This is a genomic window from Micromonospora sp. NBRC 110038 (genome assembly GCF_020884815.1).
Lineage (GTDB): Bacteria > Actinomycetota > Actinomycetes > Mycobacteriales > Micromonosporaceae > Micromonospora > Micromonospora haikouensis.
Map to the genome: position 1 here is coordinate 498,596 of NZ_BBOL01000002.1, position 15,265 is coordinate 513,860.

12 protein-coding genes are annotated in these 15,265 nt (G+C 74.8%); 3 read left to right on the plus strand and 9 right to left on the minus strand.

Going from position 1 to position 15,265, the window contains the following annotated elements:
- The first annotated feature begins 13 nt into the window (after positions 1-13).
- Positions 14-646, plus strand: a complete 633-nt coding sequence (locus LPU61_RS09930; protein WP_229404920.1) for a TrkA family potassium uptake protein — start codon at positions 14-16, stop codon at positions 644-646.
- A 35-nt stretch (positions 647-681) separates the two neighbouring features.
- Here the strand turns inward: LPU61_RS09930 and LPU61_RS09935 are convergent, their stop codons facing one another.
- The 7 genes from LPU61_RS09935 to LPU61_RS09965 all read right to left on the minus strand — a co-directional run bounded on the left by LPU61_RS09935 (position 682) and on the right by LPU61_RS09965 (position 9,496).
- Positions 682-2,367 (minus strand): serine/threonine-protein kinase, encoded by a 1,686-nt coding sequence (locus LPU61_RS09935; RefSeq protein WP_229404746.1) that lies wholly within the window; start codon positions 2,365-2,367, stop codon positions 682-684.
- 70 nt (positions 2,368-2,437) lie between these two features.
- Complete coding sequence (locus LPU61_RS09940; RefSeq protein WP_043965372.1) at positions 2,438-4,012, minus strand: fused MFS/spermidine synthase; 1,575 nt, start codon at positions 4,010-4,012, stop codon at positions 2,438-2,440.
- Between the two features lie 36 nt (positions 4,013-4,048).
- A complete protein-coding gene (locus LPU61_RS09945; protein ID WP_043966486.1) occupies positions 4,049-5,062 on the minus strand; it encodes a hypothetical protein in 1,014 nt (337 codons plus the stop codon).
- Between the two features lie 145 nt (positions 5,063-5,207).
- A complete protein-coding gene (locus LPU61_RS09950) occupies positions 5,208-6,056 on the minus strand; it encodes an inositol monophosphatase family protein (protein ID WP_229404747.1) in 849 nt (282 codons plus the stop codon).
- Complete coding sequence (locus LPU61_RS09955) at positions 6,049-6,501, minus strand: response regulator (protein ID WP_043965367.1); 453 nt, start codon at positions 6,499-6,501, stop codon at positions 6,049-6,051. The genes LPU61_RS09950 and LPU61_RS09955 overlap by 8 nt, the downstream gene beginning before the upstream one ends.
- Positions 6,498-8,291, minus strand: a complete 1,794-nt coding sequence (locus tag LPU61_RS09960; RefSeq protein ID WP_229404748.1) for an ATP-binding protein — start codon at positions 8,289-8,291, stop codon at positions 6,498-6,500. The genes LPU61_RS09955 and LPU61_RS09960 overlap by 4 nt, the downstream gene beginning before the upstream one ends.
- Entirely contained in the window at positions 8,288-9,496 is a 1,209-nt protein-coding gene (locus LPU61_RS09965; RefSeq protein ID WP_229404749.1) for a PP2C family protein-serine/threonine phosphatase, read from the minus strand. Before LPU61_RS09965 ends, LPU61_RS09960 begins: the two co-directional genes overlap by 4 nt.
- A gap of 295 nt (positions 9,497-9,791) precedes the next feature.
- Here LPU61_RS09965 and LPU61_RS09970 point away from each other — a divergent pair, with 295 nt between their 5' ends.
- Entirely contained in the window at positions 9,792-12,173 is a 2,382-nt protein-coding gene (locus LPU61_RS09970; protein WP_229404750.1) for a M28 family peptidase, read from the plus strand.
- Between the two features lie 267 nt (positions 12,174-12,440).
- On the opposite strand, the gene LPU61_RS09975 is transcribed toward LPU61_RS09970, so the two are convergent.
- Together LPU61_RS09975 and LPU61_RS09980 are read right to left on the minus strand one after the other, a co-directional pair.
- Positions 12,441-12,695, minus strand: a complete 255-nt coding sequence (locus LPU61_RS09975; RefSeq protein WP_030329768.1) for a Smr/MutS family protein — start codon at positions 12,693-12,695, stop codon at positions 12,441-12,443.
- 354 nt (positions 12,696-13,049) lie between these two features.
- A complete protein-coding gene (locus tag LPU61_RS09980; RefSeq protein WP_043965357.1) occupies positions 13,050-13,418 on the minus strand; it encodes a M48 family metallopeptidase in 369 nt (122 codons plus the stop codon).
- Positions 13,419-13,551: 133 nt separating this feature from the next.
- Between LPU61_RS09980 and LPU61_RS09985 the strand changes: the two genes are divergently transcribed.
- Entirely contained in the window at positions 13,552-15,189 is a 1,638-nt protein-coding gene (locus tag LPU61_RS09985) for an ABC-F family ATP-binding cassette domain-containing protein (RefSeq protein ID WP_229404751.1), read from the plus strand.
- Positions 15,190-15,265: the final 76 nt, after the last annotated feature.

The following is a 15,265-nucleotide window of genomic DNA, read 5'->3' on the forward strand; positions in this document are numbered from 1 at the left end:
CGGGGGCATCGCGGTGATCGGGCTGGGCCGGTTCGGCTGCCACCTGGCCAGCTCGCTGACCCAGCTCGGCCACGAGGTGCTGGCCATCGACCGCGACGGCGAACGGGTGCAGCGCTGGTCGCCGTACCTGGACCGGGTCGTGCAGGCCGACGCGACCGAGGAGGGGGCGCTGCGGCAGCTCGGCGTGACGGACTTCCCGCGCGTGGTGGTGGCGATCGGCGCGTCGGTGGAGGCGAGCGTGCTGACCGTCCTCGCGCTGGCCGAGCTGGGCGTGCCGCAGATCTGGGCGCGGGCCACCTCGGACAAGCACGCCAAGATCCTCGGCTCCGTCGGCGCCCGCCACGTGATCTTCCCGGAGGCGGAGACCGGGGAACGGGTGGCGCACCTGATCGTCAGCAAGATGCTCGACTTCATCGAGTTCGGCGACGACTTCGCCATCGCCAAGGTGCGGGTGCCGGACGCGCTGGTCGGGCGGCCGCTGCGCGAGCTGGCCCCGGCGGACCGCTACGGGGTGATGGTGGTCGGGGCGAAGCTGCCCGGCGAGCGGTTCCGGTACGCCGACCCGGGCACCGTCCTCGCCCCGGGCAGCGTGCTGATCGTGGAGGGCAGCATCGCCCAGGTGCAGCGCTTCGCCGAGCTGAGCTGAGCCAGCTGCGCCGCGCCGCGTTGGGCCGGGCCGGGCTACTTCCCCTTGCCCTTGCCGGGCGCACCGGGCTTGGCGGGCGGGCCAGGCTTCGAGGGCTTGTCCGGCTTGTCGGGCTGGGCCTTCGCGCCGCCGCCCGAGCCACTGTTCGCGCCGCCGCCCGGGCCGCCGGCCTTCGCGACCGTGGCCTTCTTCGTGGTGGGCTTCGCCGGTGCCTTCGTCGGCTTGGCGGTCGGCTTGGCGGTGGGCACGGTCCCGGCGACGCCGGAGACGCGTACCCGGCACTCGGCGTCGCCGAGGCGGAACTCCAGCGGCAGCGGGTTCGTACCGGTGTACCGGCCGGTCAGCGCGACCTTCCGGGCCGCGCCGGGTGCCAGCGCGGGCTGCCCGGCGGCGGGACGCACCTCGACCGTACGCCCCTGCTGGCGTACGGCCGGGTCGGTCTTCGTCACGGTCTGCTGGCCGGGGAACGCGAAGCTCATCGTCCAGTCGCGCAGCTCCCGCTCGGAGGTGTTGGTGAGGGTCAGCTCGGCGGTGAAGTCCTTCCCGGAGTCCTTGCGCAGCGCGTAGTCGACGGCGCAGGGCGGCGGCCCGGTCAGCCCCATCCGGGCCTCGATGGGCCGGTCGATGCCGCCGCTGGCCGGGCTGCGGGACGTCAGCCCCCACATCGTCGCGGTGACCGCCACCAGGCCGGCCGCCGCCACCCCCGCCTCGACCCGACGCCGCCGCGCCACCGCCCGCCGGGCGCGGGTGCGGCCGGGAAAGGGCAGCGCGCCGGTCTCCGTCGACCAGGGCAGGATCGTGGTGCCGGCGTTGGCGAGCACGTCCGGGTCGAGCCGGGCCGGGTCGCCCCCGGGCGGCGCGGACGGCACCGGAACCGTGGCGAGCATCCCGGCCGCCTCGGCGAGGGTGCGGGCCACCTCGGCGGTGGCCGGGCGGTCCTCGGGGCGCTTGGCCAGGCAGCGGTGCACCAGCTCGGCCACCTCGACGGGCAGCCCCGGCACGTCCGGCATCGGCTCGGGCTCGGCGTACATGTGGGCGCGCAGCATCTGGGTGGTGGTGCTCGCCTGCCAGGGCAGCCGGCCGGTGAGCATCCGGTAGAGCAGCAGGCCGAGGGCGTACACGTCGGTGGCCGGGGAGACCTGGCCGTTGTCCAGCCGCTCCGGGGCCAGGTAGGCGGGGGTGCCGAGCAGCGTGCCCTCCGCGCCCTTCTCGCTCTCCCCGGCCAGCGCCGAGATGCCGAAGTCGACGACCTTCACGCCGGTGGAGGTGAGCATGACGTTGCCCGGGGTCACGTCGCGGTGCACCACGCCCCGGGCGTGTGCGGTGGCCAGCGCCGAGGTGACCTCAGCGCCGATGGTCACGGCCTCCCGCCAGGGCAGCGTCCCGTCTCGGCCGAGCCGGGCGCTGAGCGGCCCGCCGTCGACCAGCTCCATGACGACGTACGGGACGGTCAGCCCGACCTGCTCGGACTCGCCGTAGTCGTACACGTTGGTGATGTTGGGGTGGCAGAGCCGGGCGGCGGCCTGGGCCTCGGCGCGGAGCCGGTGCCGGAACGCCCGGTCGCTGGCCAGCCGGGAGGCGAGCACCTTCACCGCGACCTGCCGGCCCAGCACCTCGTCGTAGCCGCGCCACACGACGGACATGCCGCCCGCGCCGAGCTGCTCAACGAGCCGGTAGCGCTCGCCGAGCAACTGCGCGCCGTTACGGACCGCTCCACCCATGGTCGGAGGTTTTGCCCGACCCGCGCCGTCCTAACCCCGCACGGTCAGAATCGGTCAGGGTTTCACCCTTTCAGGCGGTAGCGAGCAGTTGGTCCACGGGGGCGTAGTCGTCGGTGAGCACCAGCGCGTCCCCGACGAAGGACGTCAGCACGTCGCCGGCGAGCACGATCGCCGCCTCGGGCAGCGCGTTGACCCGGCCCGCGAGCGGAGCCAGCGGCAGCGGCGCGTCGGAGGCGACGATGAGGAAGTTCGCGCCGGTCCGGCCGGCGACCGCGTCGGGCGGGGCGACCAGGGCGACGTGCCGGAACGCGGCGGCGACGGTGGCCAGTTCGCTGCGGACGAACCGGCCGGGCGGGTAGTCGATGACGTTCTGCACGTAGATCCCGCCGGGGCGCAGCACCCGGTTGATCCCGGCGGCCATCTCCCGGGTGGCGAGGTGCCACGGCACCACGAGGTGCCCGAACGCGTCGCCGACCACCAGGTCGCGGCTGTCGGCGGGCTCCGCGTCGAGCAGCACCCGGGCGTCGCCGACCTCGGTGCGCAGGCCCGGCCCGGGGCGCACGCCCAGCTCCCGGCGGTCCAGCTCGACGAGGCCGCCGTCGATCTCGAAGACCGCGTTGTCGGTGCCGGGCCGGGTGGCGGTCAGGTAGCGCGGCACGGTGAAGCCGCCGCCGCCCAGGTGCAGGGCGTCCAGGCGTTGCCCGGCGGGGGCGGCCACGTCGGCCGCCGCGCCGATCCACTGCGTGTACGCGTACTCCAGGTGGGTGGGGTCGGCCAGGTCGACGTACGAGTGCTGGGCGGAGTTGAGCAGCAGCGTCCGCCCGGACGGCCGGCCGGGATCGGTCTCCACCGACGCGCAGTGGTACGCCGTCTCCACGTCGCACGGGTTCGGGGCGATGGTGGTCAGTCCCGCCCCGGCCAGCCCGAGCACCGCGAGGACGGCCTTCGTCCGGCCCGGGCCGGGCAGCCCCGCCCCCGCCCCGGCCAGCCCCGCCCGCCCCTGCCGGTGCAGGTACGCGCCGAGCCCCAGCCCGGTGCCGCCGAGCAGCACGGCGAGGGCGAGCAGGATGACGCTGCTGGGCAGCGCGGCGACGAGCACGAAGCCGGTCAGCAGGGTCGCCGTGATGCCGCCCAGCGTGCCGATGCCGGAGAGCCGGCCCACGACCTGCCCGGTGCGGCGCAGGTCGGCGAGTTGGAGCTTCACCACGAGCGGGGTGACCGCCGCGAGCAGCGCCGCCGGCACGAACACGGCGAGCGCGGTGAGCAGCAGCACGGCGCTGGCCGCCCCGCCGCGCAGCACCTCGCCCGCGTACCGGACGACGGGGAGGGTGACGGCCGTGGCGATGCCGGCCAGCACCAGCGCCGGGGCGATCAGGGCGCGCGGGTCCCGCCGGTCGGCCAGCCAGCCGCCCGTCCACGCCCCGTACGCGATCGCACCCAGCGCGATGCCGATGACGGAGCTGGTCACCTCCAGGGTGACCCCGACGTACGGGCCGACAAGGCGCAGCGCGACGGTCTCCAGCACGAGCACCGCCCCGCTGGAGAAGAAGACCAGGAACGCGGCGAGGCCGTTGGGCAGGGCGCGGGCGGGGGGCGGCGCGGGCCGCGCCTGCGCGACGGCGGCGGGCGACGATGAGCTGCTCACCGTCGCGATGGTACGCAGCGAAGCTGGGCCCCCGGGTCAGTACATCGAGAGATGAACATGGTTCGTGTGGTCGGCGGCGGGGCTGCCGCTGCCGCTGTACGCCCGCCACCCGGTGTTCGGCATCCAGATCTGCCGGTACCAGATCACGTAGAGCACGCCGAGCCGGCTGGCGTTGTTCTTGAAGTAGTTGGCCAGGCTGTCGCCGTACGCCTTGTCGCCGCCGGTGGCCGTCTCGTCCTTGAAGCCGTTGGTGGCGGCGGAGAAGTCGCAGGCCCGCCCCTTGGGGTGCTCGCCGCTGCCGCCGCTGCGGTAGCAGGAGACGTACCGCTTGTAGCCGGCGGCCTTGGCCTGCTGGAGGGCGTGCAGGGTGCGCGGGGTGATGCAGCCGGAGGTGGTCGGGTCGTTCACCGAGCAGGACTCGGACGGCCAGCTGCCGTCGGAGTTGCGCGGGGCCGGCTTGGCCGAGGCGGAACCGCCGCTGAACCCGGAGCCGCCACCGGAGCTGACCGCCGCGAGCGCCGTCTCGGCCTCCCGCTTCTTCTTGGCCAGCGCCGCGAGCTGCTTCTGCTGCTCCCGCACCTCCGCGTCGATGGCGATCTTGGCGCGGTTCGCCTCGTCCCGGGTCTCGATCATCTCGCGCAGCCGGCGGCTGTCCCGCTGGGCCATCACGTCCAGCTCGACGGCGCGGTTCAGGAACGCCTCCGGGGACACCGACTGGATGAGCAGCGCCGGCGCGGTCATCCGGCCCAGCCGGTACGACTGTGCGGCGACCTCGCCGACCTGCGCGGTCAGCCCCACCAGCCGGGTCTCGACGGTCTTGAGCTGGGCGGTGAGCAGCTGCTGCCGGCGCTTGGAGTTGTCGAGCTTCGCCTTGGCCTCGATGTGTCCCTTGGCGGCGGACTCCAACGCCTCGCGGAGCTTCTTCGTGCCGCCCTCGTTGGGTTCGGCGGCGGCCGGCACGGCGCCCACGCCGAGCAGCAGCGCCACGGCGACGAGCAGCACGGTCAGCGGCCCCCGGCCGCGACGCCGGATGAGGCTGGTCCTGGGCACGGCGGCGTCCCTTCCCTCGACCACCGGCTCCCGGTGGTGCGCGGCGGCCCCCACCGACGCCGGGCGGCGGCCCGCAGGCGGAGACCGCCGGTCAGGATACCGGACCGGGCAGCGGCGGACGCCCCGGCGGATGCTCCCACGGATGTCAGTCGAGGATCAATGCCTCGCGGGCCTCGGTCCACACCCGCTCGTTCGCGGCGACCAGCAACCCCGGCGCGTCCTCGGCCGGGTGGTAGTCGCTGCCGTCGAACCGGCGGGCCACCCCGCCGGCCTCGCGGACCAGCAGCGCCCCGGGGGCATGGTCCCACGGCAGGGTGCGCCAGAAGAGCACGAACTGTTGCTCGCCGACGAGCATGTCGAGGTATTCCCGACCGGCGCAGTGCTGGCCGGGCAGCAGCGCGCCGATGCGCTCCCCGCCGGCCTCGGCCCGCCGCCGCAGCTTCGGCGGCAGGAACTGGGTCATCGCCGTGCCGCGCAGCTCGCCGGGCGGCGGCACGGCGTCGCCGATGCGCACCGGCGCGCCGTTCACCGTCGTGCCGTGGCCCGCGCGGGCGACGGCCAGGGTCCCGCCCAGCGGGTCCAGCACCCACGCGCCGACCTGCTCCCCGCCGGTCAGCAGCGCCACCATCAGCGCGAACGGGCGCCTGCCGGCGGCGAAGTTGGCGGTGCCGTCGACGGGGTCGACCAGCCAGACGTCGCCGCCGCCGCTCAGGTGCCCGCCGCCGGCCCCGCCGGGGCGCAAATGCCCGAGCAGGGACGAGTCGTCGGCGACCGCCTCCTCGCCGACCACCACGGAACCGGGGCGCAGCCGGCGCAGCCCGGCGCTGATCAGCTCCTCGGCCCGCTGGTCGGCGACGGTGACCAGGTCACCGGGGGCCTTCTCCGTCACGTCGGCGTCGTCCAGCTGCTGGAACAGGGGCAGCACGACGTCCGTCGCCGCGCGGTGCAGCAGCTCGGCGACGTCGTCGGTCAGGGTGTCGGTGAGGTCAGCCACGCGGCGGCAACTTCACCACGCTGACGAAGAACTCGTCGATCTGCCGGACCACCGCGATGAACCGCTCGAAGTCGACCGGCTTCGTGACGTACGCGTTCGCGTGCAGCTGGTAGCTGCGCAGGATGTCCTCGTCGGCCTGGGAGGTGGTCAGCACCACGACCGGGATGCGGCAGAGCTGCTCGTCCTGCTTTATCTCCTCCAGCACCTCCCGGCCGTCCCGGCGGGGCAGGTTGAGGTCGAGCAGGATCAGGTCCGGCACCACCGCGTCCGCGTACTTGCCCTCCCGGCGCAGGTAGGCCAGAGCCTCCGCGCCGTCGGAGACGACGGTCAGCCGGTTGCGGAGCTTGTGCTCCTCGAACGCCTCCTGGGTCATCAACACGTCGCCCGGGTCGTCCTCGACCAGCAGGACCTCGATCGGGCTCTTGCCGTCTGCGGGCGCGGTCATCCCACCGCCTCCTTCGTGCCGTCGCTGTCCTGGGTCCCGTCGGTCCCCTCCGCCCGCGCGCCGCGTGGCCGGGGCACCTCCACCCGGGCCCCGCCGTCGTCGGCCGGCTCGACCGGCGCGCCGCCCTCCACGGGGTCGGCCCCGGCCGCCTCGCCGGTCGCCGGCTCGTCGCCCGCCGTCGCCTCGTCGCCCGTCGCCTCGCCGGCCGGCGGCTGCTCGGCGGCCCGCGCGGCGGCCTCCACGTCCTCGGGCAGCGCCGGGAGGGTGAACCGGATCGCGGTGCCCTCGGCGGTGTCGGTGTCCACCCAGACCCGGCCGCCGTGGTATTCGACGATCTTCTTCACGATCGCCAGCCCGATGCCGGTGCCCGGATACGCGTCCTTGGAGTGCAGCCGCTGGAAGATCACGAAGATCTTGTCCGCGAACTCCGGCTCGATGCCGATGCCGTTGTCCTGGCAGCTGATCTCCCACTCGTCGCCCACCAGCCGCGCGGAGACGTGCACCCTCGGCGGCACGTCCGGGCGGCGGAACTTGATCGAGTTGCTGACCAGGTTGGCCAGCAGGTTCGTCAGCAGGGGCTCCTCGCCCCGGATCGTCGGCAGCGCGTCCCAGGTCAGCTCGCCGTCGGCGTACTGCCGGGCGGCCTCGGTCTGCCCCGCCACGTCGCCCATCACCTCGTTGAGGTCGACCTCGGTGAAGCCGGTGGTGAGCCGCCCGATCCGGGAGAACGCCAGCAGGTCGTTGATGAGCCGCTGCATCCGTTGCGCGCCGTCCACGGCGAACGCGATGTACTGGTCGGCGCGCTCGTCGAGCTGCCCCGCGTACCGGCGCTGCAGGAGCTGGCAGAAGCTGGCCACCTTGCGCAGCGGCTCCTGCAGGTCGTGCGAGGCGACGTACGCGAACTGCTCCAGGTCCCGGTTGGACCGGACCAGCTCCTCGGCCTGCTTCTGGAGCTGGCTGTTGACCCACTCGATGCGCTCCCGGGCCTCCCGCACCTCGGCCAGGTCCTTGGCGATCTTCTGGCGCATCGCGTCCACGTCGTCGGCGAGCCGCAGGAACTCCGGCGGCCCGGACCCGGCGATGCGGTGCTGGAAGTCGCCCTTGGCCACCTCGCGGACCTGCTCGGCCAGGCCCGTCAGCGGCCGGACCACCATCCGCTCCAGCGAGATCAGCAGCACCGCCCCGGCCACCGCCACCACCAGCGCCGCCCCGACCAGCAGCAGCACCAGCATGCTGCTGGTGCGGTAGATGTTGTCGGCGCCCTTCTCGCGCTCGACGAGGATGCCCTCCTGGAGCTGGCTCACCGAGTTGCGGATGACGTCGAAGCGCTGCCGGGACTCCTCCGTGATCAGCGCCCGCCCGGCGGTGGTGCCCTGCTCCTCGGTGGTGCGGATCACCGGCTCGGCGACCGTGCTGCGCCACCGACCCGCCTCCGCCTCGACCGTGTCGAGCTGGCGGGCCAGCGCCGGGTAGACGCCGATCAGGCCGCGCATGCTCCGGTAGAGCTGCTGCTCGCGCTCGCCGCCCTGGACGTACGGTTCGAGGTCCCGGCGGTCGCCGGTCAGCGCGTACCCCCGGATCGCCGTCTCCTGGTCGACCAGCACGCTGAGCAGCTCCTGCGACTGGGCGCGCAGCGGGCCGGTGCGGTCGAGCACCGAGTGGGTGTAGTCGCGGTTCTTGGCGGCCACGGCGATCTCGACCGCCACCGACGCGCCCAGCAGCACGCCCACGACGGTGAGCAGCGCGACGACCCGGCGGCGCAGGGTCCAGCCGGCGAATCCTGCCGTCACCGGCCACCGCCCCGGGTCACCAGGAGCATGGCGACGTCGTCGGCGAGCGGGCCGCCGTTGATCTGCTCGGCCCGCCCGACCAGCCACGCCGGCAGCTCGGCCAGCGGCACGGCGAGATTGTCCCGGTCGCCGAGCAGCTCGGTCAGGCCGGGGACGTCGAGCCGCTCGTCGCCGTCGCCGACGCGCCCCTCGATCAGGCCGTCGGTGTACATCAACAGGGACCAGTCATCGGTGTCGAACTCCAGGTCGAAGGCCACGGGACGGCGGGGACGGACGCCCAGCAGCAGGCCGCCCGGCGCCGGCACGGGCGCGACCTTACCCCCGGACAGCAGCAGCGGCGGCGGATGCCCCGCGAGGCGCACCGTGGCCGCGTTGCCGGCCAGGTCGAGCCGGGCGGTCGCCACGGTGGCGAAGATCTCCTGGAGCCGGCGCTCGCTCATCAGCACCTGTTCCAGGGCCGGCAGCACCTCGTCGTCGGGCACCCCGGCCAGCACGAGCGCCCGCCACGCCACCCGCAGCTCCACCCCCAGCGCCGCCTCGTCCACGCCGTGCCCGCAGACGTCGCCGACGATCAGGTCCACCCGGTCCGGGCGGGTCTGCACCACGTCGTAGAAGTCGCCGCCGATCAGCGCCGCGTGCCGGCCGGGCCGGTAGAACGTGTGCACCGCGACCTCGTCGGTCGACATCAACGGCTGCGGCAGCAGGCCGCGCTCCAACCGGGCCGACTCGGCCTGGCGCAGCTCCACCTCGCGCAGCCGTCGCGCGTTCTCGTCGGCCCGCTTGCGCTCCACCGCGTAGCGCAGCGCCCGGGTCAGCAGCACCCCGTCGACCTGGCCCTTGACCAGGTAGTCCTGCGCGCCCTCGGCGACCGCGACGATGCCCAGGTGCTCGTCGGAGCGCCCGGTCAGCACACAGACCGCCGCGCCACTGGACATCTCCAGCACCTGGCGCAGCCCGTCCAGCCCCTGCGCGTCGGGCAGGCCGAGGTCGAGCAGCACGCAGTCGACGCCCATCACCCGCTGCCGGGCCTCGCTCAGGCTGGTCGCGACCAGCAGGTCGATCGACGAGTTGGTCTCGGCGAGCAGCTCGCCGACCAGGAAGGCGTCGCCCTCGTCGTCCTCGACCAGCAGCACCCGCAGCCGCTCGCCGGGCGGCAGCACCGGGTGGTGACCCAGGCCGCCGGCGGCCGGGAACGCCCGGGGCACGACGGGGGAACCGGCAGGGCCGGCCCCCCGGGGCGGCCGCGTCACCGCACCGGGACGAGGGAGATCGCTGGTGATGTCGGGCTCCTTCCGAGTGCCCTGCTGATCCTGTATTAGACAACGCTCCCACACAACACGACGGGTCCGGCACGGACGGGATGCCGCCGGTCACCACCCAGCGCGGACAAAGGGAACAAGTGCCGCGGGGAGTCCCGCCGCGGGGCCCGACGGTGCAGGATGGTGCCCACCCTGGCCCACCACCCCGAGGCCCGGCCCGGCCCCACCCCGAGGAGTACCCGTGGGCGCACCGCCCCCCACCCGCGCCGCCGACCGGGCGCTGGCCCGCCCCCGCCGCCGCCCGCTCGCCGCCCTCGCCGCGCTCGCCGCCCTGCTCGCCGTCGGCGGCACCGTCGCGTACGACCTGGACACCCCCGCCCCGCGCCCCGCCGACGCCCCCGCCGACGAGTTCAGCGCCGCGCGGGCGTACCGGAACGTGGAGACGATCGCGGCCCGGCCGCACCCGGCCGGCAGCCCGGCCAACGACCAGGTCCGCGCCCACCTGGAGGGCGTGCTGCGCGGCCTCGGCCTGGAGACCACCGTGCAGGACACCGTCGCCCGGGAGGCCGGCCAGCTCAGCGGGGCCGCCGCCGGGTCGACCCTGGCCCGGGTCCGCAACGTCGTCGCCCGGCTGCCCGGCACCGACCCCACCGGCAAGGTGTTCCTGGTCGCGCACTACGACTCGGTGCAGTCCGGCCCCGGCGGCAACGACGACGCCGCCGGCACCTCCACCATCCTGGAGGTGGCCCGCGCGCTGGCCGCCGGCCCCCGCCCCCGCAACGACGTCGTGTTCGTGCTCACCGACGCCGAGGAGGCGTGCCTCTGCGGGGCGTCCGCGTTCGCCGCCGACCATCCGCTCGCCGCCGACGGCGGGGTCGTGCTCAACCTGGAGGCACGCGGCTCGACCGGCCCGGTGATCATGTTCGAGACGTCCCGGGACAACGCGAAGCTCGTCGACGTGTTCGGCCGCGCCGCCCCGCACCCCGTCGGCACCTCGTTCGCCGTGGAGATCTACCGGGCGCTGCCCAACGACACCGACTTCACCGCGTTCCTCGACCGGGCCGGCTTCGTCGGGCTCAACTCCGCCTACATCGACGGCGGGGCCGTCTACCACACGCCGCTGGACACCCCGGCCGCGATGGACCGGGCCAGCCTCCAGCAGCACGGCGACAACGCGCTCGGCCTGGCCCGCGAGTTCGGCCGGGCCGACCTCAAGGCCCTCGACGCCGGGCACGACGCCACCTACTTCCCCGTCCCCGGCGGGCTCGCCCGCTACCCCGGCTGGCTGGTCCTGCCGCTGGCCGTCGCCGCCCTGCTGGCCGTGGCCACGCTCGGCTGGCTCGCCCGGCGGCGCGGCCGGACCACGTACGGGCGGCTCGCCGCCGGCTTCGCGCTGGGCCTGGTGCCGATCGTCGTCGCCCCGCTGGGTGCGCAGCTGCTCTGGGCGGGCGTCACCGCCGTCCGGCCCGGCTACGCCGAGCTGCTCGACCCGTACCGGCCCACCTGGTACCAGCTCGCCGTGGTGGCGCTCGCCGCCGCGACCCTGTTCACCTGGTACGCCCTGACCCGCCGCCGGGTCGGCCCCGCCGCCCTCGCGATCGGCGGGCTGGGCTGGCTGGCCGTACTCGGCATCGTGCTGGCGGTGCTGGTGCCCGGCGGGGCGTACCTGACGACCCTGCCCGCCCTGGCCGGCGCGGCGGCCGGGCTCATCGCGCTCACCGTGCGGATCGACGGCCCGTGGCCCGTCGTCGCGGCGACCGCGGCCGGCGCGGTCGCCGTGGTGATCCTGCTGCCGACCGTGGTGCTGCTGTTCCCGGCGCTCGGCATGGCGATGGGCGGCGTCGCCGCGCTGTTCGCGGTGCTGCTCGGCCTGGCCGCGCTGCCCGTGGTGGACCTGCTGCACCCCGAGGCCGGCGGCCAGCGCGGCCTGGTCGCCGCCCGCGCCCGCCGGGCCGGCGCGCTCCCGGCCGTGGCCGCCGGGCTCGCGGCGGCGGTGTTCGCCGGGGTCGGGCTCGCCGTCGACCGCTTCGACGCCGCCCACCCCGTGCCCACCCACCTGATGTACGCCCTCGACGCCGGCACCGGCCAGGCCCGCTGGCTCAGCCACGAGACCGCCCCCCAGCCGTGGACGGCCCAGTTCGTCGACGGGGCCACGACCGTCGCGGACTTCCCCGGGCTCGGCGACACCGAGCTGCGCTCCGGGCCGGCGCAGGCGGCGAACCTGCCCGCGCCGAAGCTGGAGGTCCTCGCCGACACCAGGTCCACGGAACAGCGGACCGTGCGGGTGCGGGTCACCCCGCAGCGCGAGGTACGCCTGCTCACCCTGCACGTCGACGGCGCGACCGAGGTCGAGTCGGCGGTGGTGGCCGGCCGGCCGGTCCCCGGCGGACGCGCCACCGGCACCCCCTGGGGCTTCGGGATCGTGTTCCACGCCCCGCCGCCGGAAGGGATCGAGGTCATCCTCGTGCTGGCCGGCGGCTCCGGGCCGGCGGCGCTGCGCGCGATGGACGCCAGCGACGGGCTGGACGCCGTCCCCGGGTTCCGGCCCCGCCCGGCGGACGTCGGGGTGGTCGGCTCACACAGCTCGGAGATGCTGGCGGTGGCGCGGACGTACCCGCTGTAGGGGTTGGGGTTCGCCGGTTTGCGGTGAGGTTCGCCGGTGCCCGCCCGCTCCGGGCGGTCAGGCTTGATCCCTCCGCGGGCGGGCCCCGGCGAACCCCTCATGTCGTCCCGGTCCGCCCGCATCGGCGGCGGCGGGCCCGGACCTGGGGAGATCTTGGAGCGAAACGGCCCCTCCAGGGGCCGAAATCCTCCAAGATCCGGCGCGTGGTTGGTCAGGGGTGGCTCGTCGACACTCGGGGCCGGCTTAACGGCAGCAGGAACACCGGCACTACTTCCAACGGAAGTGGACGAAGAGCCGGCCGAAGTTCTTCGAGTCCTTCTCCACCCGGTGGTAGAGCTGCTTGACGTCCTTCTGGTCGAGGAAGCGCAGCACCCGCTTCTTGAGCTGGCCGGAGCCCTTGCCGGGGATGATCTCGACGAGGGTGGCCTTCTTCGCCACCGCCTCGTCCATGATCCCGCGCAGCGCGCGGTCGATGTCGTGGCCCTTGTTGAAGATCTCGTGCAGGTCCAGCTTGAGCTTCATCCCGCCTCCACCACCTGCGCGACTCCCATGGCAGCCCATGGTAGGCCCGCGGCACAGCGGGACACCACGCGAGCGGTCCCGCCCGGCGGCACCGCTGCCGGCGCGCCCTTTGCTCTGCACCCACGCGCGCAACAGCAACCCAGCGTAAGCGTCGCCATGTCCAGCGCCCCACCCGCAGGCTCACATATTCCCAGTTCAACAAGGGTGTGCGTCGGTGGGTGCAGAGCAAAGGGGAAGCGAGATGTTGGGCGGGTTCGGGCCACAGTTGCGCAGAGTCACTCACGGCCCGGCACGCGGCGGCGGGAGGTGGTGCGCGCCGGGGAAGGGCGCGTTGCCCCTCCCCCGGCGGCGCGGTCAGTGGCCGCCGCTGACCCGGTTCTCCACCCGGCGCAGCGCGGTCGTGTAGTCGGTGTTCGTCGAGTACATCGCGGCGGCGATGCGCAGGTGCCGCAGCGCGTCCGCCGGGCGGTTCATCCGCTCCAGCGTCCGGCCCAGCACGTGGTGCGCGTAGTGGTCGCTCGGGTCCCGGTCGACCAGCTCGCGCAGCTGCTCCTCGGCGCGGTTGAGCTGCGCCGTCTGGAAGTAGGCGCGGGCCAGCAGCTGCCGCACCGCGGAGTTGCCGGGCTCGGCCTCGACGATCGGCTCCAGCAGCCGCACCGCCCCGGACGCGTCACCCATCTCGAAGAACATGGTCGCCCGTCGGTAGTCCGCCAGAAGGTCCATCGACCCACCTCCTCGTCTCGCGCCGGCACCTGATCCGACGCTGGCACAACACCGGCCGGACCGCGAGTGTTCCGCCGGAGGAAGTTGCAGCCGGACGAGGCGTCAGGAAGGGGCCCGATAGGCTCGCTCCCTGATGAGCGCGACATTGGTGGTCAAGGATCTCGCGGCCGGGCACGGGGAGCGGCTGCTCTTCTCCGGGCTGGACCTGGTGGTCGCCCCGGGCGACGTGGTCGGCCTGGTCGGGGTGAACGGGGCGGGCAAGTCGACGCTGCTGCGTACCCTCGCGGGGCTGCTGCCCGTCGAGGCCGGCAGCGTCACGCTGAGCCCACCCACCGCGACCGTCGGGCACCTGCCGCAGGAGCCGGAGCGCCGGCCCGGGGAGACCGTGCGGGACTTCCTGGCCCGCCGGACGGGGGTGACGGCCGCGCAGGCGGCCCTGGACGCGGCGACCGAGGCACTGACGGCCGGGGCGGCCGGGTCCGACGACGCGTACGCCGAGGCGCTGGAGCGGTGGCTGGGCCTGGGCGGGGCGGACCTGGAGGAGCGGGCCGAGCAGGTGGCCGCCGAACTGGGGCTCACCGTCGACCTGGACCACCCGATGACGGCCCTGTCCGGCGGCCAGGCGGCCCGTGCGGGGCTGGCCTCGCTGCTGCTCAGCCGCTACGACGTGTTCCTGCTCGACGAGCCCACCAACGACCTGGACCTGGCGGGCCTGGACCGGCTGGAGAGGTTCGTCACCGGGCTGCGCGCCGGCACGGTGCTGGTCAGCCACGACCGCGAGTTTCTCACCCGCACGGTGACCCGGGTGCTGGAGCTGGACCTGCACCAGCAGCTCGTCCGGCACTACGGCGGCGGCTACGCGGCGTACCTGGAGGAGCGGGAGGTGGCCCGCCGGCACGCCCGCGCCGAGTTCGAGGAGTACGCCGACACCCGGGCCGCGCTGGAGGCCCGCGCCCGCACCCAGCGGGCGTGGATGGAGAAGGGCGTGCGCAACGCCCGCCGCAAGGCCACCGACGGGGACAAGAACGTCAAGCACCACCGGGGCGAGACCTCGGAGAAGCAGGCGGCGAAGGCCCGGCAAACGGACCGGCTGATCGAGCGGCTGGAGGTGGTCGAGGAGCCGCGCAAGGAGTGGGAGCTGCGGATGGAGATCGCCGCCGCGCCCCGCGCCGGCGCCGTCGTGGCCGCGCTGCGCGATGCCGTGGTACGCCGGGGAAGCTTCACCCTCGGCCCGGTGACCCTCCAGATCGACTGGGCCGACCGGGTGGCGATCACCGGGGCGAACGGGTCCGGCAAGACGACGCTGCTCGCCGCGCTGCTGGGGCGGCTGCCGCTGGACGCCGGGCACGCCTCGCTGGGCCCGGGGGTGGTGGTCGGCGAGGTGGACCAGGCCCGGGGGCTGTTCCTCGGCGAGCAGCCGCTGCTGGACGCGTTCCGGCTGGCCGTACCGGAGCTGTCGCCGGCGGACACGCGGACGCTGCTGGCCAAGTTCGGCCTGCGGGCCGACCACGTGCTGCGGACGGCGGCGTCGCTGTCGCCGGGCGAGCGGACCCGGGCGGCGCTGGCGCTGTTGCAGGGGCGCGGGGTGAACCTGCTGGTGCTCGACGAGCCGACGAACCACCTGGACCTGGCGGCCATCGAGCAGTTGGAGTCGGCGCTGGCCGGCTACCCGGGGACGCTGCTGCTGGTGACGCACGACCGGCGGATGCTGGACGCGGTGGCGGTCAACCGCCGGGTGCGGGTGGACGCCGGCCGGATCACCGAGGACTGACGGCGGGCGGCTCGCGCCGCTCCGCCGCCGGGCGGATCGCCTGCTCCGACGGCGTGCCGACCGGGGCCGGCGGGGT